The sequence below is a fragment of the Streptomyces sp. NPDC005374 genome, from assembly GCF_042872225.1.
In the GTDB taxonomy this organism is placed as follows: domain Bacteria; phylum Actinomycetota; class Actinomycetes; order Streptomycetales; family Streptomycetaceae; genus Streptomyces.
In genome coordinates, this window is record NZ_JBIAKA010000004.1 from 338,516 (window position 1) to 362,694 (window position 24,179).

Below are 24,179 nucleotides of genomic sequence, written 5' to 3' on the forward strand. Positions count from 1 at the left end.
AGTGGGGGACAACAGGCGATCAGGTGAGCGGGAGGCGTGCGCACATGGGCATGAGCGTGACCATCTCTGCGGCGGCCGAGCAGGACTCGGAGCAGATCTTCAGGCTGCAGTACCTGTGCTTCCAGAGCGAGGCGGCACTGTACGGCAACTACCGCATCGATCCGCTCGTCCAGAGTCTGGACTCGGTCCGCGGGGAGGTGGCCTCGGACTGCGTCTTCGTGGCCCGCCTCGGCGAAGAGGTGGTCGGCTCGGTCCGCGGCCATGTCACCGAGGACGGCTCGGCCGCCATCGGCAAACTCTGCGTCCACCCCCGCCTCCAGGGCCACGGGATCGGCGCCCGTCTCCTCCGGGCGGCCGAGTCCGCCCTCGCGGACGAGCGCGGCGCCACCAGCTTCCGCCTCTTCACCGGCCACCGCAGCGAGGGCAACCTCCGCCTCTACCGCCGGGTCGGCTACCAGACGGTGGGTACCTCGAAGGGCGCGGACGGGGTCCCGATGATCGTCCTGGAGAAGCCCGCAGGCGCATATGCGGCAACCGCATAGTTTTTAGGGGCGCGGGGAACTGCGCGGACAGCCACATACGGCCGGATGCCGCCGACAGGCCTCAGGCGGCATCCCCCGTAGGCGCACCCTTTCGCAACCAGTAGATGGCGGAAAGCGGCAGCAGCACAGGGATGAACAGATACCCCATCCCGAAGTCCGACCACACGGTCGCATCCGGGAACGCCGACGGCTCGATCAGGGTCCACGTGCCGACGGTCAGCACCCCCACCAGCTCAGCCCCGCAGCACGCGAGCGCCACTTTGCGAGCCGTCTCTCCGCCCCGCACCAGCGTGTACGTGATGAACCCGTACACGACACCCGCCACCGCGGACAGCGAATACGCGAGCGGCGCCCGGTCGAACTCGGTGGAGATCTGGTACACCGACCTCGACACGGCCCCTACGACCATCACGCCGTACAGCCACACCAGCAGTGTCCCCGGCCCACTGATCAACCGTCGGCTCACGTCAACTTCCCCAGATGTCATAGAGCCGCACCTCCAGAACGGCCAGCACCACCCCGCCGGCGGCGACCGTCACCGACCCCCACCGCGTCCGCTCCGCCAGCGACATGAACCCCGCCGCCGGCACACACGCGAACGCCCCCAGCAGATACGCCACGAAGATCGTCGTGCCCTGCTCCGGCTTCTCGCCCCGCGCGAGCTGCACGATCCCGACCACCAGCTGCGCCAGGGCCAGCACCGACACCGCGGCCATCCCGATGAAGTGCCAGTCCTTGGTCGGCTGGTCCCGGTACGCGGCCCAGCCGCACCAGGCGGCCAGCAGCAGCGCGGCGACGCCGGTCACCAGCGTCAGGGCATCAAACATGCGGCGAGCCTATTACGGGCCAAAAGGCCTGAGGCGGCCGCCCCCGTCTCGCACCGTAGGGTCGAGGGCATGAAGATCCACGCCGAAGCCCTTCTGTTCGACAACGACGGAACCCTCGTCTCCTCCCTCGAATCCGTCCACCGCTGCTGGACGCGCTGGGCCGAGGAGTACGGCATCACCGCGGAGGCGTTCGCGCAGGTCGAACTGCACGGCCGGACGGCCGCGGCGATAGCCGCCGACCTGCTGCCCGCCGACGTCGTACCCGAGGCCGTCGCGCGGATCGAGCGCCTGGAGGTGGAGGACGTACCCAACGGCGGGGTCCAACTGCTCCCCGGGACCAAGGACTTCCTCGACTCCCTGCCCTTCGACCGCTGGGCCGTCGTCACCTCCGCCACCCGCCGTCTCGCCGAGGCCCGCCTCGAAGCGGTCGGCATCCTCCCCAAGACGCTGGTCGCCGCCGACGACGTCACGCGCGGCAAGCCCGACCCCGAGCCCTATCTGCTCGCCGCCCGCGAACTCGGCGTCGACCCGGCCCGCTGTGTCGTCTTCGAGGACGCTCCCGCGGGCCTGCGCGCCGGCCGCGCCGCCGGGATGATCACCGTGGCGTTGACCACAACCCACCAGGCGCACGAGCTCGACGCCGACCTCGTGGTCGAGGACCTCTCCGCCCTGTCGGCGCTGGTCACCGCCGGGAACGTGGAGATCTCCGTCCGGGGCTGACACCTGTCCACCGCTGTCCGTCATACGGACAGCGGGTTCTTGGTCGGTTCCATACGTCTGCTTTACTGATCGCATGACCACGACGAGCTGCCGCATCCTTGCGACCGAGGCGACCATGACGCCCGGTGCTCGTTGTACGTGTCGAATGCGCGCCTGTTAGAGGGCCCCCGCACCACCCCTGAGCCTCGCGCCCCGAAGCGAGCCGCTGTGGCATGTCCGTACGCCCATCAACGCCGTACGTGACCGACAGCCCGCGCACGATCTTCCTCCCGTACCAGGGCACACCCACGCCCGCGTACTCGACTGTGACGGAAACCCCTGTGATCACGACCTCAGGCCTGACCAAGGTCTACCGCTCACGCGGTCGCGAGATCACCGCCCTCGACGGCGTCGATCTCCACGTCCGCGAAGGCGAGGTGTACGGCGTCATCGGCCAGTCCGGCGCCGGCAAGTCCTCGCTCATCCGCTGCGTCAACCTGCTGGAGCGCCCCACCGCCGGCACGGTGACCGTCGCCGGACAGGACCTCACCGCCCTCGCGGGTCGCGGTCCGCGCGCCGGCCGGGAGCTGCGGCAGGCGCGCAGCCGGATCGGCATGGTCTTCCAGCACTTCAACCTGCTGTCCACCCGGACCGTCCAGGACAACGTCGAGCTGCCGCTCGAAATCCTCGGCAGGTCCGGCAGGGAGCGCTCGCGCAAGGCGCTCGAACTGCTGGACCTCGTCGGGCTCGCCGACAAGGCGAACGCCTACCCGGCCCAGCTCTCCGGCGGCCAGAAGCAGCGCGTCGGCATCGCGCGCGCCCTGGCGGGAGACCCCAAGGTCCTGCTGTCCGACGAGGCCACCAGTGCCCTCGACCCGGAGACCACCCGCTCGATCCTCCAGCTGCTGCGCGACCTGAACCGGCAACTCGGCCTCACCGTCCTGCTCATCACCCACGAGATGGGCGTCGTGAAGTCGATCTGCGACTCGGCCGCCCTGATGGAGAACGGGCGCGTCGTCGAGTCCGGCACGGTCAGCGAACTGCTGGCCACCCCCGGCTCGGAGCTGGCCTCCGCCCTCTTCCCCGTCGGCGGCGAGGCCACCGGCGAGGACCGGACCGTCCTCGACGTCACCTTCCAGGGCGAGGCGGCCACCCAGCCCGTCATCTCCCAGCTGTCACGCACCTACAACATCGACATATCGATCCTCGGTGCCGCCATCGACACCGTCGGCGGCCTCCAGGTCGGCCGGATGCGCCTCGAACTGCCCGGCCGCTACGAGGACAACGTCGTACCCGTCGGCTTCCTGCGTGAGCAGGGGCTGCAGATCGACATCGTCGGTGAGTCCCAGCCGGTGAAGGAAGGTGCCAAGTGACCTGGTCCGAAATGCAGCCCCTGCTGGAGCAGGCGTGTTGGGACACCCTCTACATGGTCGGCTGGGCCACGCTCATCGCCGTCGTGGGCGGCCTCCCGCTCGGAGTCCTTCTCGTCCTCACCGACCGGGGCGGCCTCCTCCAGAACGTCGTCGCGAACAAGGTCATCGGGCAGGTCGTGAACGTCGCCCGCTCGATGCCGTTCATCATCCTGATGGTCGCGCTGATGGGCTTCACCCGCTCGATCACCGGGACGACCATCGGCCGCGAGGCCGCCATCGTGCCGCTCGCGATCGGGGCGATCCCGTTCTTCGCGCGGCTTGTCGAGACGGCTGTCCGCGAAGTGGACGGCGGGCTCGTCGAGGCCGTGCAGTCGATGGGCGGCAACACCTGGACCATCGTCCGCAAGGTCCTCGTCCCGGAGTCCCTGCCCTCGCTGATCGCCGGCACCACCACCACGATCGTCGCCCTCATCGGCTACTCCGCGATGGCCGGCACGGTCGGCGCAGGCGGCCTCGGCGACGTCGCCATCCGCTACGGCTACCAGCGCTTCGAGACCCAGCTGATGTGGGTCACCGTCGCGATCCTCGCCGTCGTCATCTCGCTCATCCAGTTCGCCGGCGACTTCGCGGCCCGGTCGCTGCACAGCCGCAGCGGACGCTCGGCCCCCGCGCCGAAGCTGCGTCTGCTGAAGGCGTCCACGGCGGACACCAAGACCGTCTGAGGCGCCTCGGAATTTTCCCGTGCACCCCATCACGGGATCGCTGCACCCAAAAGGAAAGGCACTTTTCGTGCGTAACACCGCAAAGCTCACCACTGCCGTCCTCGCCGCCGGAGCCCTCACCCTCGGGCTCAGCGGCTGCGGTTCCTCCGACGCCGCCTCCGACACCAGCGGACCGCTGGTCGTCGCCGCGAGTCCGACCCCGCACGCCGAGATCCTGAACTTCGTCAAGGAGAACCTGGCGAAGAAGGCGGGACTCGACCTGGAGGTCAAGGAGTTCAGCGACTACACGGCGCAGAACCCGGTCACCGAGGACGGCTCGGTCGACGCCAACTACTTCCAGAACCAGCCCTACCTCGACGACTACAACAAGAAGAACGGCACCCACATCGTGCCCGTCGTCACGGTCCACCTGGAGCCGCTCGGCCTCTACTCCCACAAGGTCAAGAGCGCCGACGCCCTCAAGAGCGGCGCGACCGTCGCGGTCCCCAACGACAGCGTGAACGAGGCGCGTGCCCTCAAGCTGCTCGCCGCGAACGGACTCATCACCCTCAAGGACGGCGCGGGCAACGAGGCGACCCCCGCGGACATCGTGAAGAACCCGAAGAACCTCGAGTTCAAGGAGTTGGAGGCGCCCCAGACCCCGCGCTCCCTGGACGACGTCGACGCCGCGGTCGTCAACGGCAACTACGCCATCGAGGCCGACCTCAAGCCCGCCGAGGACGCCCTCGTCCTGGAGTCCGCCAAGGGCAACCCGAACGGCAACTTCCTCGCCGTCAAGGACGGCAACGAGGACGACCCGCGCGTGCGGAAGCTGGCCAAGCTGCTCACCTCCGCCGAGGTCAAGAAGTTCATCCAGGACACGTACGCCGGCTCCGTCATCGCGTCCTTCTGAGCGGCACGGGGTTACCGGCGCGTAAACCGCGTATCGCCACGGACGGGGTCCACTCGCTCACCATGGGTGGACCCCGTGCTCCCGTCGCGCGCCGCCATGCTGCATGCTGGGCAGTTCGCAGGACTGAAGGTTTCCGACGGTTACGGAGTGGCGCATGACTGGCACCTTCCCCAACATCTCCATCAGCACGGAGCGGTTGGTGCTGCGCGCCCTCGACGAGGACGACGTGCCCGCGTTGGCCGAGATGATGAACGACGAGCAGGTCGGGGCGTGGACCGATGTCCCCCAGCCGTTCAGCGAGGACCGGGCGCGCGGCTGGATCACGGAGTACGCGCCGACCGAGCGGGAGGCCGGCCGCGGACTCGGTCTCGCCGTCACCGAGTTCCTCACCCAGCGTCTGGTGGGTGTCATCCAGCTCGGCAGGACCGACTGGCACATCCGCTCCACCGAGCTGTCGTACATCGTCGCCCCCTGGGCCCGCGGCGAGGGCTACGCCTCCGAAGCCGCGCTCGCCACCGCCCAATGGCTCTTCACGGACCAGAAGTTCGAGCGGATCGAGCTGCGCACGGCGGCCGACAACACCGCCTCCCAGCAGGTCGCCCAGAAGATCGGCTGTATCAGCGAGGGCGTCCTGCGCAACGCCTGCATAGCGCACGTCCGAGCCGAGGACGGCACCTGGAGCGACGTCCGCACCGACTTCATCGTGTGGAGCCTGCTGCCCGAGGACCTCGACGGGGCGGGCGGGCAGCTGGCCGACGCGGACGGTTTCACGCCGTACTCGGACTGGAACTGACCGCGTACCGACGGCGGACGGCGAAAGCGCTTCCCCGCCGTACCGGGTAGCCTCCCGACGACCACTCGCGTACACCCCCTGGAGACTGAGACACGATGGCCGACCGGGTCACGGTGATCGGCTGGGACGGCTCGCCGCTGACCGCCGCGGCACGTTCCGCCCTTGGCGCCGCCACGCTGGTGGCGGGTGCCGCCCACCACCTCGCGCTCCCCGAGGTGCCCCCCGCCGCCGAACGCATCCGCCTCGGCAGCGTCGCCCTCGCCGCGCGCCGCATCACCGGCCACCGGGGCACCGCCGTCGTGCTCGCCGACGGCGACCCCGGGTTCTTCGGCGTCGTACGGACCCTGCGCGCGCCCGAGTTCGGCCTGGAGGTCGAGGTCGTCCCGGGTGTCTCCTCGGTCGCCGCCGCCTTCGCCCGCGCCGGCATGCCCTGGGACGACGCACAAGTGGTCGTCGCACACCGCCGCACCCTGCGACGCGCGGTGAACGTATGCCGAGCCCACACCAAGGTCGCCGTCCTCACCTCACCCGGCGCAGGCCCCGCCGAACTCGGCCTGCTGATGGAGGGCGTCCACCGCACCTTCGTCATCTGCGAGGAACTGGGCACCGACCGCGAGCAGCTCACCGTCGTCACCTCCGACAAGGCCGCCGACCACACCTGGCGCGACCCCAACCTCGTCATCGTCATCGGCGGCACCGCCTCCGTGGCCGAGGACGGCGGCTGGATCGCCGGCCGCGACCCGGCCGCCGCTCCGCGTGGCTGGACCCTGCCCGCCGAGGCCTACGGCGGTCTCATGGGCGAAGGTGAGCTGGAACCGCTCCGAGCGGCCCAACTCGCCAGGCTGGGCCCGCGCGTCGGCGACCTGGTGTGGGACATCGGCTGCGGCAGCGGCGCCTTCGCCACCGAGGCCGCCCGGGCCGGGGCCGCCGTCATCGCCGTCGACCGCGATCTGCGGGCCTGCGAGCGCACCGAGGCCAACGCGCGCGCGTTCGGACTCCAGGTCCAGATCGTCCCCGGCACCGCCCCGCACGTCCTGGAGAACCTTCCCGAGCCGGACGTCGTGCGCGTCGGCGGCGGGGGAGTGGCCGTGGTCTCCGCGGTCGCCGACCGGCGTCCGCAGCGCATCGTCGCCCACGCGGCCACCCGTGACGAGGCCGAACTCGTCGGCCGGGACCTCACCGAGCACGGCTACCGCGTCGAGTGTTCCCTCCTCCAGTCCGTCGAACTCGACACCCGGGCCTGGACGGAGACGGAACGGAGTGTCGCGTTCCTGCTCAGCGGGGTCCTTCCGGACCGTACGACCTGACCCGGTTTGCGGTCCCCGTGATCCTGTTGTCGTACTGCGCGCGGTAGGCTGGCCGACCGTTGTACCGCACCGGGTGGCCCGGCATTCGTTCGCCAATGTCCGGAAAGCGCGCCCGTTTTGGGGTGGGTGTGGTACGGCAGAACCGGAGGACGCGCAACGTGGCGCAGTCCACAGCGGACCGTCGCGGATCAACCTGTCGCGACGGGGGAACGGCCGGGACAATGCCAGTTAATGGCTTTGTCGTCTTTCTCGGCAGGCCGTTCGTGCCGCTGGGCACGCACGCTCGTTCTTCACTGCGGGGGCGGTCGGTGCGCCGTCCCCGGTGAGCTGGACGTGGAAGCACTAACCGATGGGCGAGGGGTACGCATGACCGACACCGGCCAGGTCCCGGCCGAGGGACTGCCGGAGAACGCAGGCATGGTGGAGCAGCCGGGCGTTCCGGGTGCGTACACCTACCTCTCCGAGACCACCGCCGAGGACGAAGACCTGTTGCTGCTGCCGGGCGCCCAGAGCCCTTGGGGCAACGAGGTCGCTCCGCCCGCGCCTGAGCCGGTCGTCGAGACCGTCCACGAGCCGGGACCGCACGAGATGTCCGGCCGCGACAGCGGAGCGCATGATCTGAGCGCCGTCCGCACGTCCCAGCCGCAGGCACCCTCGGTGCCGATCCCGCCCATCACGCCCCGTCGGCCCCTGCACCTGGGCCCGCCGATCCCCGACGCCTCCGCGAGCCCGGTCCGCTCCCTCGCCGACCGCGGCCCCGCGGGCGTACCGGTACGGCAGCCGGCCGCGGCCGTGGCCGGCCCCGAGTACTTCGACACCCCGCAGCCGCAGGGCGCGGCCCCGTGGGGCGCCCCGGTCCAGGCCGCCGTCCAGACGCAGGTGAACCCGGCGGCCCCGGCTGCCGAAACGGTTGTCCCGGCCCAGGAACCGGTGGGCGCGGCGCAGGCGACGATGGCGCGGCTCGCCTTCGAGGCGGGGACCGCCGGGCATGCGGCACCTGCCGAGGCCCCCGCGGCCGTCGTCCCGGACGCCGGGTACGAGACGGAGCCCGCGCAGAATCCGGTCGCGGAGCCGGGCCTGCTCCCGGCTGACGGATTCGAGCCGGAACCGGTTCAGGTGGTGGACACGGTCATGGACGCGGACGCGGCTTCTCTCGCCGACGTCGCCCCGATCGCCGACGTCGCCCCGATCGGTGACGCCGCGCCCACTGCCGGAGCGGATCCGGTACCGGGGGACGGTTCCGTACCCGACGCGGTGCAGGTGCTGGATGCCGACCTGTACACGGAGGCCGCTCCGGTCGCCGAGGCCGATCCGGCCGCGGGGCAGGTGCCGGTCGACGGAGCTGTGCCCAGCGCGGCTCCGACTCCGGAGACCGGCCCTGACGCCGACACCTCGAACGCCGTGCAAGGCGCCGAGCAGGGCGAGGCCGCGGAAGCCGTGCCGGTGACCGAGGACGTACCGGCCACCGAGACGCCCGAGCCCGTGACCGGTGAGGTCGCGGAGGAGACCGGACCCGAGCCCGAGGCCGTGGTGTCCGCTCAGCCGGTCGACGTGAACGGTGCCGAGCCCGTTGCCGAGTTCGTGGGCGTCGCCGACGAGGTCCAGGTCGCCGACGCCGGTCACACCGCGGACGCCGAGCAGGCCTTCGACGCCGAGCAGACCTTCGACGCCGAGCAGACCTTCGACGGCGGTGAGGCCGTGGACGGACAGGTGTCCGGAACCCTCGCTTCCCCCGAGCCCGTCCCCGCGCCGGAAGCAGTCGCGGTACAGGACGTGACCGCCGCCCCCGAGGAGATCGTCACCCAGGACGCGACGGTTCCCGCGGAGGGGTTCGTCCCTCAGGTCCCGGCCGTTTTCCCGGAGGCGGGTGCCCCTCAGGACGCTGTCGCGTTCCCCGAAGCAGCCCCGGCGCAGGAAGCCCTGGCAGCTCCGCACACCGAACCGGTCCCCGACGAGGTCGCCGCTGCGGTATCCGCGCCGGAAGCCCCGGAGGCCGTTGTTCTCCAGGCCCCGACCGAGTCCGAGCAGCCCTCGCAGCCGACGGACGCCTCCGCACCCGTCGAGGCCGTCACCGAGGTTCCCGAGCCGCAGGCAGGTTCGCAGCCGTTGCCCGCCGAGCAGGCAGCCCCCGCACCGGACCCGGTCGCGGCGGACGTGGCCGACATCGCCGAGGCCGCTGACGTCGCCGACACCGACGTACGGCCGATGGAGCCGGCGGCGGCCCTCCTGGCGGAGGCTCCAGTGGGTCACCCCGCCCCGGACCTGGCGCCACAGGGTCCGCAGCCCGCGCCGCAGCCGCCGTTCGCGGCCGAACTCGCCGACGCCCAGCCCTGGTTCGTGGCCCCCGGCGCCGACGAGACCCCGGGCGCCCTGCCCCCCGGCGCTCCTCTGGAGCCCCAACCGGGCGGGCTCCTGGGCGAGTTCGTGGCCGTGGACGGCTCGGTGCCGACCACCCCGCAGCTCGCGCCGACTCCGCCCCACCCTCTGTCGCTCCCCGTGGACGAGGCGCAACCGGTGGTCCCCGCCCCGCGCGAGGCCGACGACGACCCCGTACTCGTTCAGCAGGCGGACGACCTGGACACCCGGGCGGCCGATCAGGAAGACCAGGAAGTAACGGAAGAAGTGCCGGAAGAAGTGAGCGCGGCCCCCGCGGCAGAAGCACGACCGTCCACGGGCCCCGCCGCGCCCGCCTACGACGACGCCGAACGCGAGGCCGTCCTCAAGGTCATGCGGGAGCGCCGCGACATCCGCAACGGCTTCCGCAGCGACCCGATCCCGCACGAGGTGCTGCTCCGCGTCCTGGAGGCCGCCCACACCGCGCCCTCCGTCGGCCACTCGCAGCCCTGGGACTTCGTCGTCATCCGCTCCGCCGAGACACGCGGCGCGATGCACGAACTGGCCCAGCGCCAGCGCGACGCGTACGCCAAGTCGCTGCCCAAGGGCCGCGCGAAGCAGTTCAAGGAACTGAAGATCGAGGCCATCCTCGACACCCCGGTCAACATCGTCGTCACCGCCGACCCCACCCGCGGCGGCCGCCACACCCTCGGCCGGCACACCCAGCCGCAGATGGCCCCGTACTCCGCCGCGCTCGCCGTCGAGAACCTGTGGCTCGCCGCCCGCGCGGAGGGCCTCGGCGTCGGCTGGGTCAGCTTCTTCGACGAGCGCGAGATGGTGCGCGCGCTCGGTCTGCCCGAGCACCTGGAGGTCATCGCCTACCTGTGCGTCGGGTACGTCGACGAGTTCCCGGACGAGCCCGAACTGATGCAGGCCGGCTGGTCCAAGCGCCGCCCGCTGTCGTGGGTCGTGCACGAGGAGACGTACGGCCGCCGCGCCCTGCCCGGCGAGGAGCCGCACGACCTGCTCGGCGAGACCGTCGCCCAGATCCGCCCGCTGGACGCCAAGGCGCTCGGCGAGGCCTGGGAGCGGCAGAAGCGGATGACCAAGCCGGCCGGCGCGCTCGGCATGCTGGAGATCATCTCCGCCCAGCTGTCCGGGCTTTCGCGGCAGTGCCCGCCACCCATCCCGGAGCCCGCGGCCGTCGCGATCTTCGCCGGTGACCACGGGGTCCACGCTCAGGGTGTCACCCCGTGGCCGCAGGAGGTGACGGCCCAGATGGTGGCCAACTTCCTCGGCGGCGGGGCCGTTTGCAACGCCTTCGCCGCCCAGGTGGGCGCCGAGGTGTGCGTGGTGGACGTCGGCGTCGCGGCCGAACTCCCGGCCACGCCCGGCCTGTTGCCCCGAAAGATCCGTGCCGGTACGTCCGACATGACCACCGGCCCCGCGATGACCCGCGAGGAGGCCAAGCAGGCCATCGAGGTGGGCATCGAGACCGCCCGCGACCTGGTCGCCGCCGGCAACAAGGCCCTCCTCACCGGCGAGATGGGCATCGCGAACACCACCGCGTCCGCCGCCCTGATCTCCGTCTTCACCGACACCGACCCCGCCGAGGTCACCGGCCGCGGCACCGGCATCAACGACGAGACCCTGGCCCGCAAGACCGAGGTGGTCCGCCGCGCGATCGAGGTCCACCAGCCGGACCCCGCCGACCCGATCGGCGTGCTGGCGGCGATCGGCGGCTTCGAACACGCGGCGATGGTGGGCCTGTTGCTCGGCGGGGCCTCCCTGCGCACCCCGGTCATCCTGGACGGCGTCAGCGCGGGTGCCGCCGCCCTCGTCGCCCGGGCGATCGCCCCGGAGGTCCTCGCGGCCTGCATCGCGGGCCACCGCAGCGCCGAACCGGGCCACGTGGCCGCCCTGAACAAGCTCGGACTGCGTCCGCTGGTCGACCTCGACCTGCGCCTGGGCGAGGGCACCGGCGCACTGCTGGCCCTGCCCCTGGTGCAGAGCACGGCGAGGGCGATGCACGAGGTGGCGACCTTCGACTCCGCGGGGGTCACCGAGAAGTAGGCGCTGCCGGGGGGACTCGGGGGACTGTCCCCGAGTCCCCCCGGCACGTGGGTCCGGGCCCGCGCATTCCCTTCCGGCGAGAGGCCCAGCCACCGGACCCCCGCGCCGACCTCGCCGCCCGCCCCGTAAAATCCGCACGTCAGGGCCACTGCACGAACACCCGGAGGAGCCGCCCCTCATGGCCGAGAACCCCGCCTACCCCGTAGGCCTCCGCCTCACCGGCCGCAAGGTCGTCGTCCTCGGCGGCGGCCAGGTGGCCCAGCGCCGCCTCCCGGCCCTGATCGCGGCAGGCGCGAACGTCCTCCTCGTGTCCCCCGGGGCCACCCCCTCCGTGGAGGCGATGGCGGACGCGGGCGAGATCACCTGGCACCGGCGCCCGTACGAGGAGGGCGACCTCGAAGACGCCTGGTACGCCCTCATCGCCACCGGCGACACGGAGGCGAACACCAGGGCCTCCGCCGAAGCCGAGCGGCACCGCGTGTGGTGCGTCCGCTCCGACGACGCCGACGCGGCCACCGCCTGGACCCCCGCGACGGGCCACAGCGAGGGCGTCACGGTCGCCGTCCTCACGACGAACGCGAAGGGCCGCGACCCCCGCCACACCGCGGCCATCCGTGACGCGGTGGTCGAGGGCCTCCGCGACGGCACTCTTGTCGCCCCCCACCACCGCACCCGCACCCCCGGCGTCGCCCTTGTCGGCGGCGGCCCCGGCGACCCCGACCTGATCACGGTCCGCGGCCGCCGCCTCCTGGCCGAGGCCGACGTCGTCATCGCCGACCGGCTCGGCCCCCGGGACCTGCTCGCCGAGCTCCCGCCGCACGTCGAGGTGATCGACGCGGCGAAGATCCCCTACGGCCGTTTCATGGCCCAGGAGGCCATCAACAACGCCCTGATCGAGCACGCCAAGCAGGGCAAGTCGGTGGTACGGCTGAAGGGCGGGGACCCCTACGTCTTCGGCCGCGGCATGGAGGAACTGCACGCTCTCGCCGAAGCCGGCATCCCCTGCACCGTCGTCCCCGGCATCTCCAGCTCGATCTCGGTACCGGGAGCGGCCGGCATCCCGGTCACCCACCGCGGGGTCGCACACGAGTTCACCGTGGTCAGCGGCCATGTCGCCCCTGACGACGAACGCTCCCTGGTCGACTGGCCCTCGCTCGCCAAACTCACCGGCACGCTCGTCATCCTCATGGGCGTCGACAAGATCGGCCGGATCGCCGAGACCCTGATGGCCCACGGCAAGTCGCCCGACACCCCGGTCGCGCTGGTCCAGGAGGGCACGACGGCCGCCCAGCGCCGGGTCGACGCCACCCTGGCGACGGTCGGCGAGGTGGTCGTCGCCCAGGAGGTGAAGCCCCCGGCCGTCATCGTCGTCGGCGAGGTCGTCGCCGTGGGAGCACCGGCGTCGGCACCCCTGGGGTAACCCGGGGTAACACAGTTCGTTCCCAGCCGTTGGCACCGCTCCCAGGACAAGGCAGTATCACCCTGTGGCCGATCTCATCACCGTCGATGACCCCGACGACCCGCGCCTGCGCGACTACACGGGCCTGACCGACGTCGAACTGCGCCGCAAACGCGAACCCGCCGAGGGCCTCTTCATCGCCGAGGGCGAGAAGGTCATCCGGCGGGCGAAGGACGCCGGGTACGAGATGCGTTCCATGCTGCTGTCCGCCAAGTGGGTCGACGTCATGCGTGACGTCATCGACGAACTCCCGGCCCCGGTGTACGCGGTCAGTCCGGAACTCGCCGAACAGGTGACCGGGTATCACGTGCACCGCGGCGCCCTCGCCTCCATGCAGCGCAAGCCGCTGCCCACGGCGGCCGAGCTGCTCCAGACCGCGCGTCGGGTGGTGGTCATGGAGTCCGTCAACGACCACACCAACATCGGCGCGATCTTCCGCTCCGCGGCGGCCCTGGGCATGGACGCGGTCCTGCTCTCCCCGGACTGCGCCGACCCGCTGTACCGCCGCAGCGTCAAGGTCTCCATGGGCGCGGTCTTCTCCGTGCCCTACGCCCGTCTCGACACCTGGCCCAAGGGCCTGGAGTCGGTCCGCGAGGCCGGTTTCACCCTCCTCGCCCTCACTCCGGACGCCAAGGCCAGGACCCTCGACGAGGCCGCGCCGCACAAGATGGACCGGGTGGCGCTGATGCTCGGCGCCGAGGGCGACGGCCTGACCACCCAGGCCCTGGTCGCCGCCGACGAATGGGTCCGCATCCCGATGGCCCATGGCGTCGACTCCCTCAACGTGGGCGCGGCCGCGGCGGTCGCCTTCTACGCGGTGGCCACGGGGCGCCCACAGGCCTGACCCCGCCGTCGTCCGCGATCGGGGGCCGCGTCTCCGCCGGGACGGTGCGCTCTGCGACGCCGGTAGCGCCCTCCCACGCGCGTGTGGTGCGATCCGCTACGGCGACACCGCCGCGCAGCGTTCAGCCGGCACTGTTGCCGGTCGACCGCTGCGGCAGCACGTGATCCGGCGACGCGTGCACCTGCCCCTGCCGTTGTTCGCGTACGACTCCGCTGTCGTCGCCGAGTCCCCGCGCGGGCCCCTGGCAGCCCTGGGCCGCGGCGATTCCGAGTGCCACGAGCAGGGTCACGACGACGAACACGAACAGCCGCTGGCGCAGCAGGCGGGGGTTCGCCGGGCGCAGTCCGGTCTTGGTGTTCCTGGACGTGGGGCGTCCGGTACCGCTGCGCGGCGCGGGACGGCTTCCGCTGCCGGAGCGGCTCGTGTCCCGTGAGGCACCGGGCATGGACCGGGAGCCGGGACGGGAGGACGGCACGCCGTTGCCGCGCGGGGCGCTGCCACGTGACGGAACCCCGCCGCGCGCGGGACCCTGGCCCCGGGTCTGTCCGGAACCCCGTGTCGGAGCAGCCCCCGGAGAACTGGTCGGGCCGGGCTGCTGCCCCTGCGGGCGCCGCTGCGGAGCCCGGTCGGGATAGGCGTCCGCGATGCGTCCGGTGGGCCGGTCCGCCTCGGCGGCGCGCGGCCCGGGCGGACGCAGATCAGGAAGCCCCTGCGCCTCGCGGGCCGCGATCTCCTTGAGCCGCAACGACAGTTGGAGCGTGCTCGGCCGCTCCTCCGGGTCCTTCGCCAGACAGGCGCGGATGAGGGGGGCCACCGCGTCGGGCACGCCGTGCAGTTGCGCCTCCTCGTGCACCACGCGGTACAGCATCACCTCGGAACTGCCGTGCCCGAAGGGCGAGTCGCCCATCGACGCGTACGCCAGGGTCGCACCGAGGGAGAACACGTCCGTGGCCGGTGTCACCGCGGCGCCGCGCACCTGCTCGGGCGCGAGGAAGCCGGGGGAGCCGACGGCGGTGCCGACGTGGGTGAGGGTCGAGGCCCCGGTGGCCCAGGCGATGCCGAAGTCGATGATCCGCGGCCCCTTGGGGGACAGGAGGATGTTGGACGGCTTGAGGTCGCGGTGCACCACCCCGGCCTCGTGCACGGCGACGAGCCCCTCCGAGAGGGCGGCGCCGATGCCGGCGACCTCGGCAGCGCCCAACGAACCCTCGTCGGCGACCTTGTCGTGAAGGGAGGGCCCCGGCACGTACTGGGTGGCGAACCACGGACGGTCCGCCTCCAGGTCGGCCGCGACGAGCCGGGCGGTGCAGCCGCCGCGGATCCGCCGCGCGGCCGAGACCTCGCGCGCGAAGCGCGACCGGAACTCCTGGTCCTCCGCGAGATCGGGTCGGATGACCTTCAGCGCGACCCGTTGGCCCTTGCGGTCGGAGCCCAGGTAGACGACGCCCATCCCGCCCGCGCCGAGCCGTCTGTGAAGCCTGAACGAGCCGACGACGCGCGGGTCCTCGCGCCTCAGGCGCATCATCGCCATGTTCATCCCCGCTGCCCGGTCCGTGTGACGAGCGACAGCTTACGTTTCCACGGCCCGCCGCGCGCAGAGGCCGCGCCCTCTCGTCCCGATGGATTGTCAGTGCCGGGTGGGAGACTTGAGAGGTGGTCAGGGGGTCGGCGGACAGGGCGATTTCGGGTCGACTGTGATCCCAACCACCCGTCGCAGAAGGGGGATTGAACCCGTGAAGGGTGATCGCGTGGAGATAGTCGTGGACGCAGGGGACACGACGCGCACGTACGAGGTGGTGGCGAGCAGGGCGGGCCGCCGGGTGGAGACGGCGGTACGCCGAGGTGTCGTGGAAGTGAGCGAAGTCACGCGAAACGGATCCGTGGTGCGAACGGCCCGTTTCATGGCGACCCGGGTGCTGGCACTGGTCGAACAGCCGGTCCCGCGTGAGGACAGTTCGGAGAAAACGGGGCAGACCGGGCGACCCCTCAGGGAAGACCCGGAGACCTAGGTCCTCGTCTCCACCCACGGGAGTACTTCGCCGGTCATGGCTCATCCTCGGGGAGGCCCGGGAATCGGTACGAGGGCATGACGTGCGCAGAGCCCGTGAAGCCTAGATTTGAGGTCAAGCGGCGGGTGCAGCACTCGTCCCCCGAGGTCAGACACCCGCCGCTGCCAAGACAACCGACACGGTCAGGAGAGGGACCATGGCCTACACGGCACCGCGGACTCTGGTTCGTACGCGAAAGCGCCGTCAGGGCCGTCGCCACCCACTGGTGGCGACGCTCATGGCCCTTCCCCTGGCGGTCCTGCTCCTCGTCGTCTTCGACGGCTGGGAGACAGTGGCCACACAGGCGTCGTCCGTGGGAGTGATGCTGGGGCGCTGAGCGGCGACCCCAGGCCCGGAAGAGCGGTCCGGGCGGGGACATCCACCCATGAAACCCCGTGGGGACGGGGGTGCGGCGGACGGCAAAATGCCGGCGCAGCTGGGGAGCTGCGCCGGCATTGCTTTGCCCTCAGGGCTGAGCGAGGGCCCTTCGGCGACCGTGCAGCGTGCCCAGGCTGTCGCGGTTGGGGCGGGTGCCCTTCCGCCGTGCGTGACCAGCAGTCCATCCTGGCCGTCATCACCTGCGACTCCCCAGGGGTGCGGGGAACTGTGCGATCAGCCCCCACCGGACCCGCACCCGACAACCGGCCGCCGAACCCGCATACCCTGCGCAAGCAGCCACCGCACGCCCAGGGAGCCCCGTGACCACCCACCCCCTGCTCACCGAGCTCACCCTCAGAGCAAGAACCGAGGCTCACTCCCGCACCTCCTCGGCCTGCCCCTGCGGAGCGGTGACCCTCGCCGACCGCCCCGACGCCACGGTCGTCCGGCACGCCGACACCGTCGCCAAGGCGCACGCCCCCGACACCACCCCCACCGACCTGACCCCCCGCCTCACCGCCGCCGCCCAACTCCCCGGCATCCTCCTGCCCCCGCTCGGCGAGACCCCCGTCGACCTGCACGGCAGACTCGTCACGTTCTGGCCCTACGGCAGTCCCGTGAACCCGGACAACCCGGACGAGGCCCCCTGGGAGCCCGCCGCCACCCTCCTCGCCCACCTCCACCGCACCCCCGCGCCGCCGGACCTGCCGCCCATGCGGGGCCCCGTCAAGGCGGCCCTCGCCGTCGCCCGTCTCCTCGCGGCCACCCGGCACCGGCACAACCCCGCCGTCGTCCCCGTCCTCCGGGCCTGGTCCACTCTCCCGGGATGGGCCCGCGCCGAGACCCCCATGACCGACACGGCGACCCTCTGCCACGGCGACCTCCATCTCGGCCAGCTCGTCCGCCACCCCGCCCCGGACGGCGCCTGGCGCCTGATCGACGTCGACGACCTCGGCGTGGGAGAACCCGCCTGGGACCTGGCCCGCCCCGCTGCCTGGTACGCCTGCGGTCTGCTGCCGCCGGACGACTGGGCCCGCTTTCTCGGCGCCTACCGAGCGGCCGCCGGCCCGGCGGTACCCCCCGACGGTGACCCCTGGCCCGCCCTGGACGTCCCCGCACGCGCGCTCACCGTGCAGACCGCGGCCCGGGCCGTCGCCAAGGCGACCGAGGCGGACCGTCCGCTGGACGATGTGGAGCAGGCGGTGGTGGACGCCTGTGACCGAATGGGTTCCGCCCCGCCGCAGTTGGCGGGCGGTTTCGCGAAGTAGGGTGCAACCGACCAGGGGCGGACGGAGTCTGTCCTGGCGTAACACGAAGCAGTACCAACGGGCGAGGAGTTGAGCCGACGATGCAGTGTCCGAAGTGTCACGCACCGATGCACACGTACAACCGCAACGGTGTCCAGATCGAGCAGTGCAGCGGCTGCCGCGGGATCTTTCTCGACTACGGCGAGCTGGAGGCGCTGACCCGACTGGAGGGCCAGTACGGCGGCGGCCCCGTCGTCCCGCCGCCGCCGGCCGCTCCGCAGTACCCTGCCGCGCCCGGCGCACCAGCCTGGGGCGCGCCGCAGCACGGAGGCGGCCACTACGGCGGCCACGGTGGTCATCACGGCGGACACCACCGCAACCGCGGCTTCGGCCACATGCTGTTCTCCAGCTGACCGGGCAACGAGGAAGCCCCCGGCCAAAGGGCCGGGGGCTTCGAAGTGTGCGCGATACTGGGATTGAACCAGTGACCTCTTCCGTGTCAGGGAAGCGCTCTCCCGCTGAGCTAATCGCGCGGGAAACCACGATCGGGATCGTGAGTACTGCGTGCGCGATACTGGGATTGAACCAGTGACCTCTTCCGTGTCAGGGAAGCGCTCTCCCGCTGAGCTAATCGCGCGGGTCAGACCCTCGATGAACTCTCGAAGATCCAGTGGACGATACTGGGATTGAACCAGTGACCTCTTCCGTGTCAGGGAAGCGCTCTCCCGCTGAGCTAATCGTCCTTGGAGGTGGAGACGGGATTTGAACCCGTGTAGACGGCTTTGCAGGCCGTTGCCTCGCCTCTCGGCCACTCCACCAGGAGTGAGGGGGTTCGGGAAGATCCCCCTGCTTCCTACGAGCGGACGACCAGGTTCGAACTGGCGACCTCAACCTTGGCAAGGTTGCGCTCTACCAACTGAGCTACGTCCGCGTGTCGTTTCGTACCGCTCTCGCGGCCCGGCGACGAGTTGAACTCTAGCGGATTCCGGGGCCAGCACAAAAACGCGTTTGCGCAGCGTGCTGCGGTGCGTATGCCGACGTACGTGGTCAGGGCGCCTTGAAGGACACGGCCAGGTCACCCGCAGGACACCCGCCATAGACTCGGCGACGTGCCCGACCTCGCTCCTCTCGCCCGTTTCGGCGACCGCCTCGCCACCGGTCTCCTCGATGTCACCAGTGATCCCGCGGCCCTGGACTCCACCGGCTTCTGGGCCGTCGCCGCGGACTTCGAGGGCGGTGTGACCTGCGCGCGCTTCGCCGACGTACGTCAGGAGCCGGTGCCCGTGCCGCGGCCCGGAGCGTGGCGGGGCCCGGCGACCGGCGACTGGACGTCGTCGCTGGACCGCGGCGCGTACATGGAGGGCGTACGACGGATTCGTGCGCACATCGCCACCGGCGAGGTCTATCAGGCCAACCTCTGCCGCGTCCTGACCGCTCCCCTCCCGCCCGGCGCCGACGTGGACGCGCTGACCGCGCTGCTGGCCCGCGGCAACCCGGCGCCGTACGCAGGAACGATTCGGCTGCCCGGACACGGGGTGGAGATCGCCACCGCGTCGCCCGAACTGTTCCTGCGCCGGCAGGGACGGGTGGTGGAGTCGGGGCCCATCAAGGGGACCGGGCGGACCGAGGACGACCTGCTGGCCAAGGACTACGCCGAGAACGTGATGATCGTGGACCTGGTCCGCAACGACCTGGGACGCGTGTGTGCCCCCGGCAGCGTCACCGTCCCCGACCTGTGCGCCGTCGAGAAGCACCCCGGTCTCGTCCACCTCGTCTCGACCGTCCGCGGCGAGCTGCGCGAGGACGCCGGCTGGGCCGAACTACTGGACGCCGCCTTCCCGCCCGGCTCGGTCACCGGTGCGCCCAAGTCCAGCGCCCTGCGCATCATCGACGCCCTGGAGACCGCGCCGCGCGGGCCGTACTGCGGTGGGGTCGGCTGGGTCGATGCCGACCGGGGGAGCGGAGAGCTGGCCGTCGGTATCCGGACCTTCTGGTTCGACCGCGCCGAAGGCGTGCTGCGCTTCGGCACCGGCGCCGGGATCACCTGGGGCTCCGACCCCGAGGGGGAGTGGCGGGAGACCGAACTGAAGGCGGCCCGGCTGCTCGCGGTAGCGTCGGGCACGTACGAGGTCGGCGGAGAGGGACTGCAACCGTGAAGATCTGGCTCGACGGCGGGCTCCAGGACAGTGAGACCGCTCGCGTCTCCGTCTTCGACCACGGGCTGACCGTGGGCGACGGCATCTTCGAGACCGTGAAGGCGGTGGAGGGCCGGCCCTTCGCGCTCACCCGGCATCTCGACCGGCTCACCCTGTCGGCGCGGGGGCTCGGACTGCCCGACCCCGATCACGACGAGGTCCGCCGCGCCTGTGCCGCCGTACTCGAAGCGAATCCGATGCCGCTGGGGCGTCTGCGCATCACCTGCACCGGCGGCCACGGGCCGCTCGGTTCGGACCGGGGCGAGCACGGGCCGACCCTGGTGGTCGCCCTCGGCGAGTCCGCCCACCGCCCCGACTTCACGGCCGTGATCACGGTCCCGTGGACGCGGAACGAGCGCGGGGCCCTCACCGGCCTCAAGACCACCTCGTACGCCGAGAACGTCGTCGCTCTCGCACGCGCGCGTGCGCAGGGCGCCTCCGAGGCCCTGTTCGCCAACACGGTCGGGCAGTTGTGCGAGGGGACCGGGTCGAACGTCTTCGTCGTCCTCGACGGCGAGATCCACACCCCGCCGATCGCCTCCGGCTGCCTGGCGGGCATCACGCGCGCGTTGACCGTCGAATGGACCGGGGCCCGGGAGAGCGACCTGCCGCTCGACGTCCTGGACCGGGCCGACGAGATCTTCCTCACCTCGACCCTGCGGGACGTCCAGGCGGTACACCGGGTCGACGCACGTGAACTGTCGGGCGCACCGGGCCCGGTGACCGCCAAGGCCATGCGGATCTTCGACGAGCGGGCCGGGGACGACCTCGATCCGTAAAGCCCCGGGATATTGGGCTGCCCCGGCGTGCGACAGCGGGTAGAACTCCGTTGATGACCACCACTCTGCGGCCGACCGAGCCGCTTCAGCGCGGCGCCGACGGGGCACTGTCCCGCCACTACACGGTGTGCGTGAACAGCCGCCCCGTCGGAGCGACACATCTCGCGACCCACCCGTCCTTCGGGGCTGCCGTCGCCCAGATCCGGGACCTGCGGATCGAGGAGCCGGACCGCAGACGCGGCCGGGGCACGGTCGCCGCGCTCGCCGCCGAGGAGGTGGCGCGCGGCTGGGGGTGCAAGCAGGTGGAGATCAGGGTCCCGGCCGACGCCGAACCCGGGCTGCGCCTCGCCACCATGCTCGGATACGTCCATCGCAACCGCGGTATGGAGAAGCGGCTCGGCGACACCCCGCCCCCACTGCCCGTGGGAAGCCGCGCCAGGCCCATGACGGAGGTCGAGTTCGGGCCGTGGGCGGAGCGCGGCATCACGGAATACGCCCGGGACTGGAGCGAACGCGGGGTGCCGGAGGACGAGGCCGCGGCAAGGTCGAGGAAGGACTACGAACTGCTGGTGGAACGCGGCCTCGACACCGAGCACGCACTGTTCAGCGTGCTGGAGCACGACGGCGTCCGGGCCGGGGTCCTGTGGGTGGAGTTCCTCGGTGACAAGGCGTTCGTCTACGACGTCGAGACCGACGAGGCCCTCCGGGGCCACGGACACGGCCGTTCCCTGATGCTGCTGGCCGAGGCCCAGGCGATCGCCTCCGGGAGACGGGTGCTGGGCCTCAACGTCTTCGCGGGAAACACCCCCGCCGAGCGGCTGTACGAGTCGCTCGGCTACACGAACGTCGGTTACTCGATGTACAAGAGCCTGCTCTGAGGCGGGTTCACTCCTGCCCGGCGAGCAGTCGGTCCGTGATCTCCTCGATCCGCTCCCGCAGCCCGTCCTGGCTCTTGCCGCCGTCGAGGCGCTCACCGTCGATGACGTACGTCGGCGTGCCCGTGACGCCGATCGCCTTGCCCTCGGCCTGGTTGGCGTCCACGATCAGGATGTGCCGGCCGTCGATCAGGGCGGTGTCGAACTCCTCGGCATCCAGGCCCAGTTCACGGGCGACCTCGACCAGGAAGGGTTCGCCCCCGCGGTCCAGCTCCTCGACCCGCCCCAGCACGGCCTCGACGTACTCCCAGGCCTTCCCCTGCTCCAGCGCCTCCTCGGCGGCCTGGGCGGCGGCGAAGGAGTGCTTGTGCTTCTCCAGGGGGAAGTGCCGCAGCCGCAGTTCCAGACGGTCGCCGTAACGGGCGCGGAGGGCACGGACATCGTCCAGAGCGCCACGGCAGTCCGGGCACTGCAACTCGCACCAGACCTCGAGGACGGGGACGGAGGGACGCACGGGGGAGGGGTCGTTCATGCCCCCAGTCTCCCAGCTCCGACCCGCTCGACGGCACCACCCGCGGCCGGGCCCGGCGTGGCACCCCTGGTCCCCGGCAGCCTCGCGACCGGCACCTCCGGAGGAGGCGACCCGGAGATGTCCCTGATGTCCTGCCGGAGCATGGCCCGGTGGGGGTCGGGAGGTGCAGGATGGATAGGGACGAAGTGGCCACCTGGCCGATCGAGCCCCGCATGGAGGACCGGATGATTGCCGAGACCGTCTGTTCCGCCGTCGCCGCGGCCGGCCTGGGTATCGCGGCGGTCACGGCGTACCGAAAGCGTTTCCTCGCGGCGACCCGGATCGCCGCCTACTCCCTCGTTCCGCTGGGCCTGGTGATGACCGGCGTCGTCGACTGGCTCGCGGACACCGCGCTCAGCCCGACCGCGTGGGCGGGCTTCGGGGTCCTCGGCCTGTCGTGGGTGCTGTTCTCGACCACGCGCGCGGTGGAGCGCCGTCGCGGCGGCACCCGCAAGGAGCGCAAGGCGGCCCGTGGTGCCCAGCAGGAGGCGGTGGCACCGGCGGCCTCTGCACCCTCTCTCGGCCCGGCCGTCCGCGCCCCGGCGGCCCGCCCCGCGGGCAAGACCGCCGGCACCGGATCCGCCGCGGAGGACTTCAGCGACATCGAGGCCATCCTCAAGAAGCACGGCATATGACGGTCGCATGACGGACTGAAACGTTCGCAGTCGGATCCGAGCTCGTCCGTAAGCGATCAGAATCCGAAACGGACATCACGGAATTTAGCGAACTCCCGCTCATTCCGGGCGTGTTGATCGCGTCGAGGGTGCCGACTGCGCCATCATCACCGCGAGATGCTGGACACGGAACAGAGCGACACCGCGCCGCCGCAGGATGAGCCGCGTGGATGCCTTTTCGCCCTTTCCCAGCCACCGCTGATGATCTTTCTTGCGGTGATCGGGAGTCTGCTGCTCATGGCTGCGCTGCACGACCTGCTGCTGCTCTGAGCCGTACCCGTGGTCCCCGGCGTCACCCGTCGGGGATCACGTCGCCCCCCTTGGCCCCGTGCATCAGCCCGCGGCTTCCTTGCGTCGCGCCCGGTACGCCGCCACATGCAGACGGTTCCCGCAGGTACGGCTGTCGCAGTAGCGCCGCGAGCGGTTGCGGGAGAGGTCGACGAAGGCCCGTCGGCAGTCGGGCGCCTCGCAGCGCCGCAGCCGCTCCTGTTCGCCGGCCACCACGAAGAAGGCCAGTGCCATGCCGCAGTCGGCGGCCAGGTGATCGGCTACGGAGGCACCCGGCGCGAAATAGTGCACGTGCCAGTCGTAGCCGTCGTGGTCCGTGAGTTGGGGAGTGGTGCCTGCGGCAGCGACCAGGTCGTTGATCAGGGCCGCGGCGGCCCGGGGGTCCGGGGCGGCGAAGACCGAGGCGAACCGGCCGCGGATCCTGCGCACGGCCGCCAGGTCGAACTCCGACAGCGCCCCGACATCACTGATCTCGTGGTTTCGCACGAAATCCTCGAGCGCCGCGACATCCTGCAGTGCGTCTGTCGCCGCGTCGTCCTCCGGTGCGGTGTTCACCAGATCGACCACGGCGTCGAGGGCACACCGGGTGTCGTGGGTGATCAGCACGATTCGCTCCCTGGACTGGGGGTCGGGCGGACGCCCGCCGATGCTGGCCGATGGTAGTGGCTCACGACACCGCGACGATGGCTCCGTCCCCGACCGACCGGACGGGACGAGGCCATCAGCCCTGGCCGGTCGGGCCGCGGCGATCGGCGCTCGGCGGGCAGGAGGCCAGTCGCGCTCGGCGGATGCGGTCGGCAGTCCGGCGCGGACGAGAGCGGTGCCCTGCTGGTGCGGCCGGTGGGCTGGGTCGAGGGCTGTGGTGCCGGGGTCGGGGGCGCGGCGATCGGTGCTTGGCGGGCAGGAGGCCAGTTGCGCTCGGCGGATGCGGTCGGCAGTCCGGCGCGGACGAGAGCGGTCGCCACAGGCGGATGGGGCCGAGGATCCCGGTCGGGTCGAGTGCTGCCGGGCCGGGGCGCGGCCATCGGTCCGTGGCGGGATACCGCCGACGGGACGCCCAGGTGCGAGGTCAGTGGCGCCTCGCGGGACGGGCAGTGGCCCCTGGCGGTATGGGGCCGTCGGCGCCGGCCCAGCGGGTCCCCTGTGGGATGCGGCCGGCGGCTGCTGTCGTACGAGGCATGCGCCCCGGCCGGGGGCGCTCGGATGGACAGGAGCGGCGGCGGCCTCCGCCGGACGCACGACAGGTGCCGTGGCTGCGG

The 24,179-nt window shown here is 71.7% G+C and carries 24 protein-coding genes and 5 tRNA genes; 19 read left to right on the top strand and 10 right to left on the bottom strand.

Features of this window, described 5'->3' with window-relative positions; all coding sequences use genetic code 11:
* Positions 1 to 44 precede the first annotated feature (44 nt).
* Positions 45 to 542, top strand: coding sequence for a GNAT family N-acetyltransferase (locus ACFYRX_RS12765; protein WP_389098770.1), 498 nt, complete (start codon positions 45 to 47; stop codon positions 540 to 542).
* A 61-nt stretch (positions 543 to 603) separates the two neighbouring features.
* Here the strand turns inward: ACFYRX_RS12765 and ACFYRX_RS12770 are convergent, their stop codons facing one another.
* Together ACFYRX_RS12770 and ACFYRX_RS12775 are read right to left on the bottom strand one after the other, a co-directional pair.
* Complete coding sequence (locus ACFYRX_RS12770) at positions 604 to 1,029, bottom strand: hypothetical protein (protein WP_389098772.1); 426 nt, start codon at positions 1,027 to 1,029, stop codon at positions 604 to 606.
* On the bottom strand, positions 1,010 to 1,369 hold the full coding sequence (locus ACFYRX_RS12775) for a hypothetical protein (protein WP_389098774.1): 360 nt from the start codon (positions 1,367 to 1,369) through the stop codon (positions 1,010 to 1,012). Before ACFYRX_RS12775 ends, ACFYRX_RS12770 begins: the two co-directional genes overlap by 20 nt.
* A 69-nt stretch (positions 1,370 to 1,438) precedes the next feature.
* Here ACFYRX_RS12775 and ACFYRX_RS12780 point away from each other — a divergent pair, with 69 nt between their 5' ends.
* The 9 genes from ACFYRX_RS12780 (at position 1,439) to ACFYRX_RS12820 (ending at position 13,865) form a co-directional block, all read left to right on the top strand.
* Positions 1,439 to 2,089, top strand: coding sequence for an HAD family hydrolase (locus ACFYRX_RS12780; protein WP_389098776.1), 651 nt, complete (start codon positions 1,439 to 1,441; stop codon positions 2,087 to 2,089).
* A 320-nt stretch (positions 2,090 to 2,409) separates the two neighbouring features.
* Positions 2,410 to 3,441 carry a methionine ABC transporter ATP-binding protein gene (locus ACFYRX_RS12785; protein WP_389098778.1) on the top strand — a complete coding sequence of 344 codons (1,032 nt, stop codon included), beginning with the start codon at positions 2,410 to 2,412 and terminating at the stop codon, positions 3,439 to 3,441.
* The gene (locus ACFYRX_RS12790) at positions 3,438 to 4,163 is read left to right on the top strand and encodes a methionine ABC transporter permease (RefSeq protein ID WP_389098780.1); all 726 of its coding nucleotides are present in this window, start codon (positions 3,438 to 3,440) and stop codon (positions 4,161 to 4,163) included. The genes ACFYRX_RS12785 and ACFYRX_RS12790 overlap by 4 nt, the downstream gene beginning before the upstream one ends.
* 67 nt (positions 4,164 to 4,230) lie before the next feature.
* Positions 4,231 to 5,055: a MetQ/NlpA family ABC transporter substrate-binding protein gene (locus tag ACFYRX_RS12795; RefSeq protein ID WP_389098782.1), complete on the top strand. Its 825-nt coding sequence runs from the start codon at positions 4,231 to 4,233 to the stop codon at positions 5,053 to 5,055.
* 154 nt (positions 5,056 to 5,209) lie between these two features.
* Positions 5,210 to 5,848 (top strand): GNAT family N-acetyltransferase, encoded by a 639-nt coding sequence (locus tag ACFYRX_RS12800; RefSeq protein ID WP_389098784.1) that lies wholly within the window; start codon positions 5,210 to 5,212, stop codon positions 5,846 to 5,848.
* A gap of 95 nt (positions 5,849 to 5,943) precedes the next feature.
* Positions 5,944 to 7,155, top strand: coding sequence for a precorrin-6y C5,15-methyltransferase (decarboxylating) subunit CbiE (gene cbiE / locus ACFYRX_RS12805; RefSeq protein ID WP_389098786.1), 1,212 nt, complete (start codon positions 5,944 to 5,946; stop codon positions 7,153 to 7,155).
* A 366-nt stretch (positions 7,156 to 7,521) separates the two neighbouring features.
* Positions 7,522 to 11,562: a nicotinate-nucleotide--dimethylbenzimidazole phosphoribosyltransferase gene (gene cobT, locus ACFYRX_RS12810; protein WP_389098788.1), complete on the top strand. Its 4,041-nt coding sequence runs from the start codon at positions 7,522 to 7,524 to the stop codon at positions 11,560 to 11,562.
* A gap of 178 nt (positions 11,563 to 11,740) precedes the next feature.
* On the top strand, positions 11,741 to 12,982 hold the full coding sequence (gene cobA / locus ACFYRX_RS12815) for a uroporphyrinogen-III C-methyltransferase (protein WP_389098790.1): 1,242 nt from the start codon (positions 11,741 to 11,743) through the stop codon (positions 12,980 to 12,982).
* A gap of 64 nt (positions 12,983 to 13,046) precedes the next feature.
* Positions 13,047 to 13,865: a TrmH family RNA methyltransferase gene (locus ACFYRX_RS12820; RefSeq protein WP_389098791.1), complete on the top strand. Its 819-nt coding sequence runs from the start codon at positions 13,047 to 13,049 to the stop codon at positions 13,863 to 13,865.
* 121 nt (positions 13,866 to 13,986) lie between these two features.
* Here the strand turns inward: ACFYRX_RS12820 and ACFYRX_RS12825 are convergent, their stop codons facing one another.
* Positions 13,987 to 15,402 carry a protein kinase gene (locus ACFYRX_RS12825; protein ID WP_389098793.1) on the bottom strand — a complete coding sequence of 472 codons (1,416 nt, stop codon included), beginning with the start codon at positions 15,400 to 15,402 and terminating at the stop codon, positions 13,987 to 13,989.
* Positions 15,403 to 15,598: 196 nt separating this feature from the next.
* Here ACFYRX_RS12825 and ACFYRX_RS12830 point away from each other — a divergent pair, with 196 nt between their 5' ends.
* The 4 genes from ACFYRX_RS12830 (at position 15,599) to ACFYRX_RS12845 (ending at position 17,951) form a co-directional block, all read left to right on the top strand.
* Entirely contained in the window at positions 15,599 to 15,874 is a 276-nt protein-coding gene (locus ACFYRX_RS12830) for a hypothetical protein (RefSeq protein WP_362659879.1), read from the top strand.
* Positions 15,875 to 16,070: 196 nt separating this feature from the next.
* Positions 16,071 to 16,250 carry a hypothetical protein gene (locus ACFYRX_RS12835; RefSeq protein ID WP_328745686.1) on the top strand — a complete coding sequence of 60 codons (180 nt, stop codon included), beginning with the start codon at positions 16,071 to 16,073 and terminating at the stop codon, positions 16,248 to 16,250.
* 361 nt (positions 16,251 to 16,611) lie between these two features.
* A complete protein-coding gene (locus ACFYRX_RS12840; RefSeq protein WP_389098796.1) occupies positions 16,612 to 17,559 on the top strand; it encodes an aminoglycoside phosphotransferase family protein in 948 nt (315 codons plus the stop codon).
* Between the two features lie 80 nt (positions 17,560 to 17,639).
* Positions 17,640 to 17,951: a zf-TFIIB domain-containing protein gene (locus tag ACFYRX_RS12845; RefSeq protein ID WP_031054045.1), complete on the top strand. Its 312-nt coding sequence runs from the start codon at positions 17,640 to 17,642 to the stop codon at positions 17,949 to 17,951.
* A gap of 48 nt (positions 17,952 to 17,999) precedes the next feature.
* Here ACFYRX_RS12845 and ACFYRX_RS12850 read toward each other — a convergent pair.
* From ACFYRX_RS12850 to ACFYRX_RS12870, 5 genes are all read right to left on the bottom strand, one after another.
* Positions 18,000 to 18,071, bottom strand: a tRNA-Val gene (locus tag ACFYRX_RS12850).
* Positions 18,072 to 18,103: 32 nt separating this feature from the next.
* A tRNA-Val gene (locus ACFYRX_RS12855) sits at positions 18,104 to 18,175 on the bottom strand.
* A 34-nt stretch (positions 18,176 to 18,209) separates the two neighbouring features.
* Positions 18,210 to 18,281 (bottom strand) — tRNA-Val (locus tag ACFYRX_RS12860).
* A gap of 1 nt (position 18,282) precedes the next feature.
* Positions 18,283 to 18,356 (bottom strand) — tRNA-Cys (locus tag ACFYRX_RS12865).
* 40 nt (positions 18,357 to 18,396) lie between these two features.
* A tRNA-Gly gene (locus ACFYRX_RS12870) sits at positions 18,397 to 18,469 on the bottom strand.
* A gap of 178 nt (positions 18,470 to 18,647) precedes the next feature.
* Here ACFYRX_RS12870 and ACFYRX_RS12875 point away from each other — a divergent pair.
* Genes ACFYRX_RS12875 through ACFYRX_RS12885 form a run of 3 tightly spaced genes read left to right on the top strand, consistent with a single transcriptional unit; the run spans position 18,648 to position 21,390 of the window.
* Positions 18,648 to 19,694 (top strand): chorismate-binding protein, encoded by a 1,047-nt coding sequence (locus tag ACFYRX_RS12875; protein WP_389098798.1) that lies wholly within the window; start codon positions 18,648 to 18,650, stop codon positions 19,692 to 19,694.
* A complete protein-coding gene (locus ACFYRX_RS12880; RefSeq protein ID WP_389098800.1) occupies positions 19,691 to 20,512 on the top strand; it encodes an aminotransferase class IV in 822 nt (273 codons plus the stop codon). The genes ACFYRX_RS12875 and ACFYRX_RS12880 overlap by 4 nt, the downstream gene beginning before the upstream one ends.
* A gap of 50 nt (positions 20,513 to 20,562) precedes the next feature.
* Positions 20,563 to 21,390 (top strand): GNAT family N-acetyltransferase, encoded by an 828-nt coding sequence (locus ACFYRX_RS12885; RefSeq protein ID WP_389098802.1) that lies wholly within the window; start codon positions 20,563 to 20,565, stop codon positions 21,388 to 21,390.
* A gap of 7 nt (positions 21,391 to 21,397) precedes the next feature.
* Here the strand turns inward: ACFYRX_RS12885 and ACFYRX_RS12890 are convergent, their stop codons facing one another.
* Positions 21,398 to 21,919 (bottom strand): DsbA family protein, encoded by a 522-nt coding sequence (locus tag ACFYRX_RS12890; protein WP_389098804.1) that lies wholly within the window; start codon positions 21,917 to 21,919, stop codon positions 21,398 to 21,400.
* 224 nt (positions 21,920 to 22,143) lie between these two features.
* On the opposite strand from ACFYRX_RS12890, the gene ACFYRX_RS12895 reads away from it, so the two are divergent.
* The gene (locus ACFYRX_RS12895) at positions 22,144 to 22,593 is read left to right on the top strand and encodes a hypothetical protein (protein WP_389099096.1); all 450 of its coding nucleotides are present in this window, start codon (positions 22,144 to 22,146) and stop codon (positions 22,591 to 22,593) included.
* Between the two features lie 156 nt (positions 22,594 to 22,749).
* Positions 22,750 to 22,902, top strand: a complete 153-nt coding sequence (locus tag ACFYRX_RS12900) for a hypothetical protein (RefSeq protein WP_389098806.1) — start codon at positions 22,750 to 22,752, stop codon at positions 22,900 to 22,902.
* Between the two features lie 63 nt (positions 22,903 to 22,965).
* Here ACFYRX_RS12900 and ACFYRX_RS12905 read toward each other — a convergent pair whose 3' ends face one another.
* Positions 22,966 to 23,526, bottom strand: coding sequence for a CGNR zinc finger domain-containing protein (locus ACFYRX_RS12905; protein WP_389098808.1), 561 nt, complete (start codon positions 23,524 to 23,526; stop codon positions 22,966 to 22,968).
* Positions 23,527 to 24,179 lie beyond the last annotated feature (653 nt).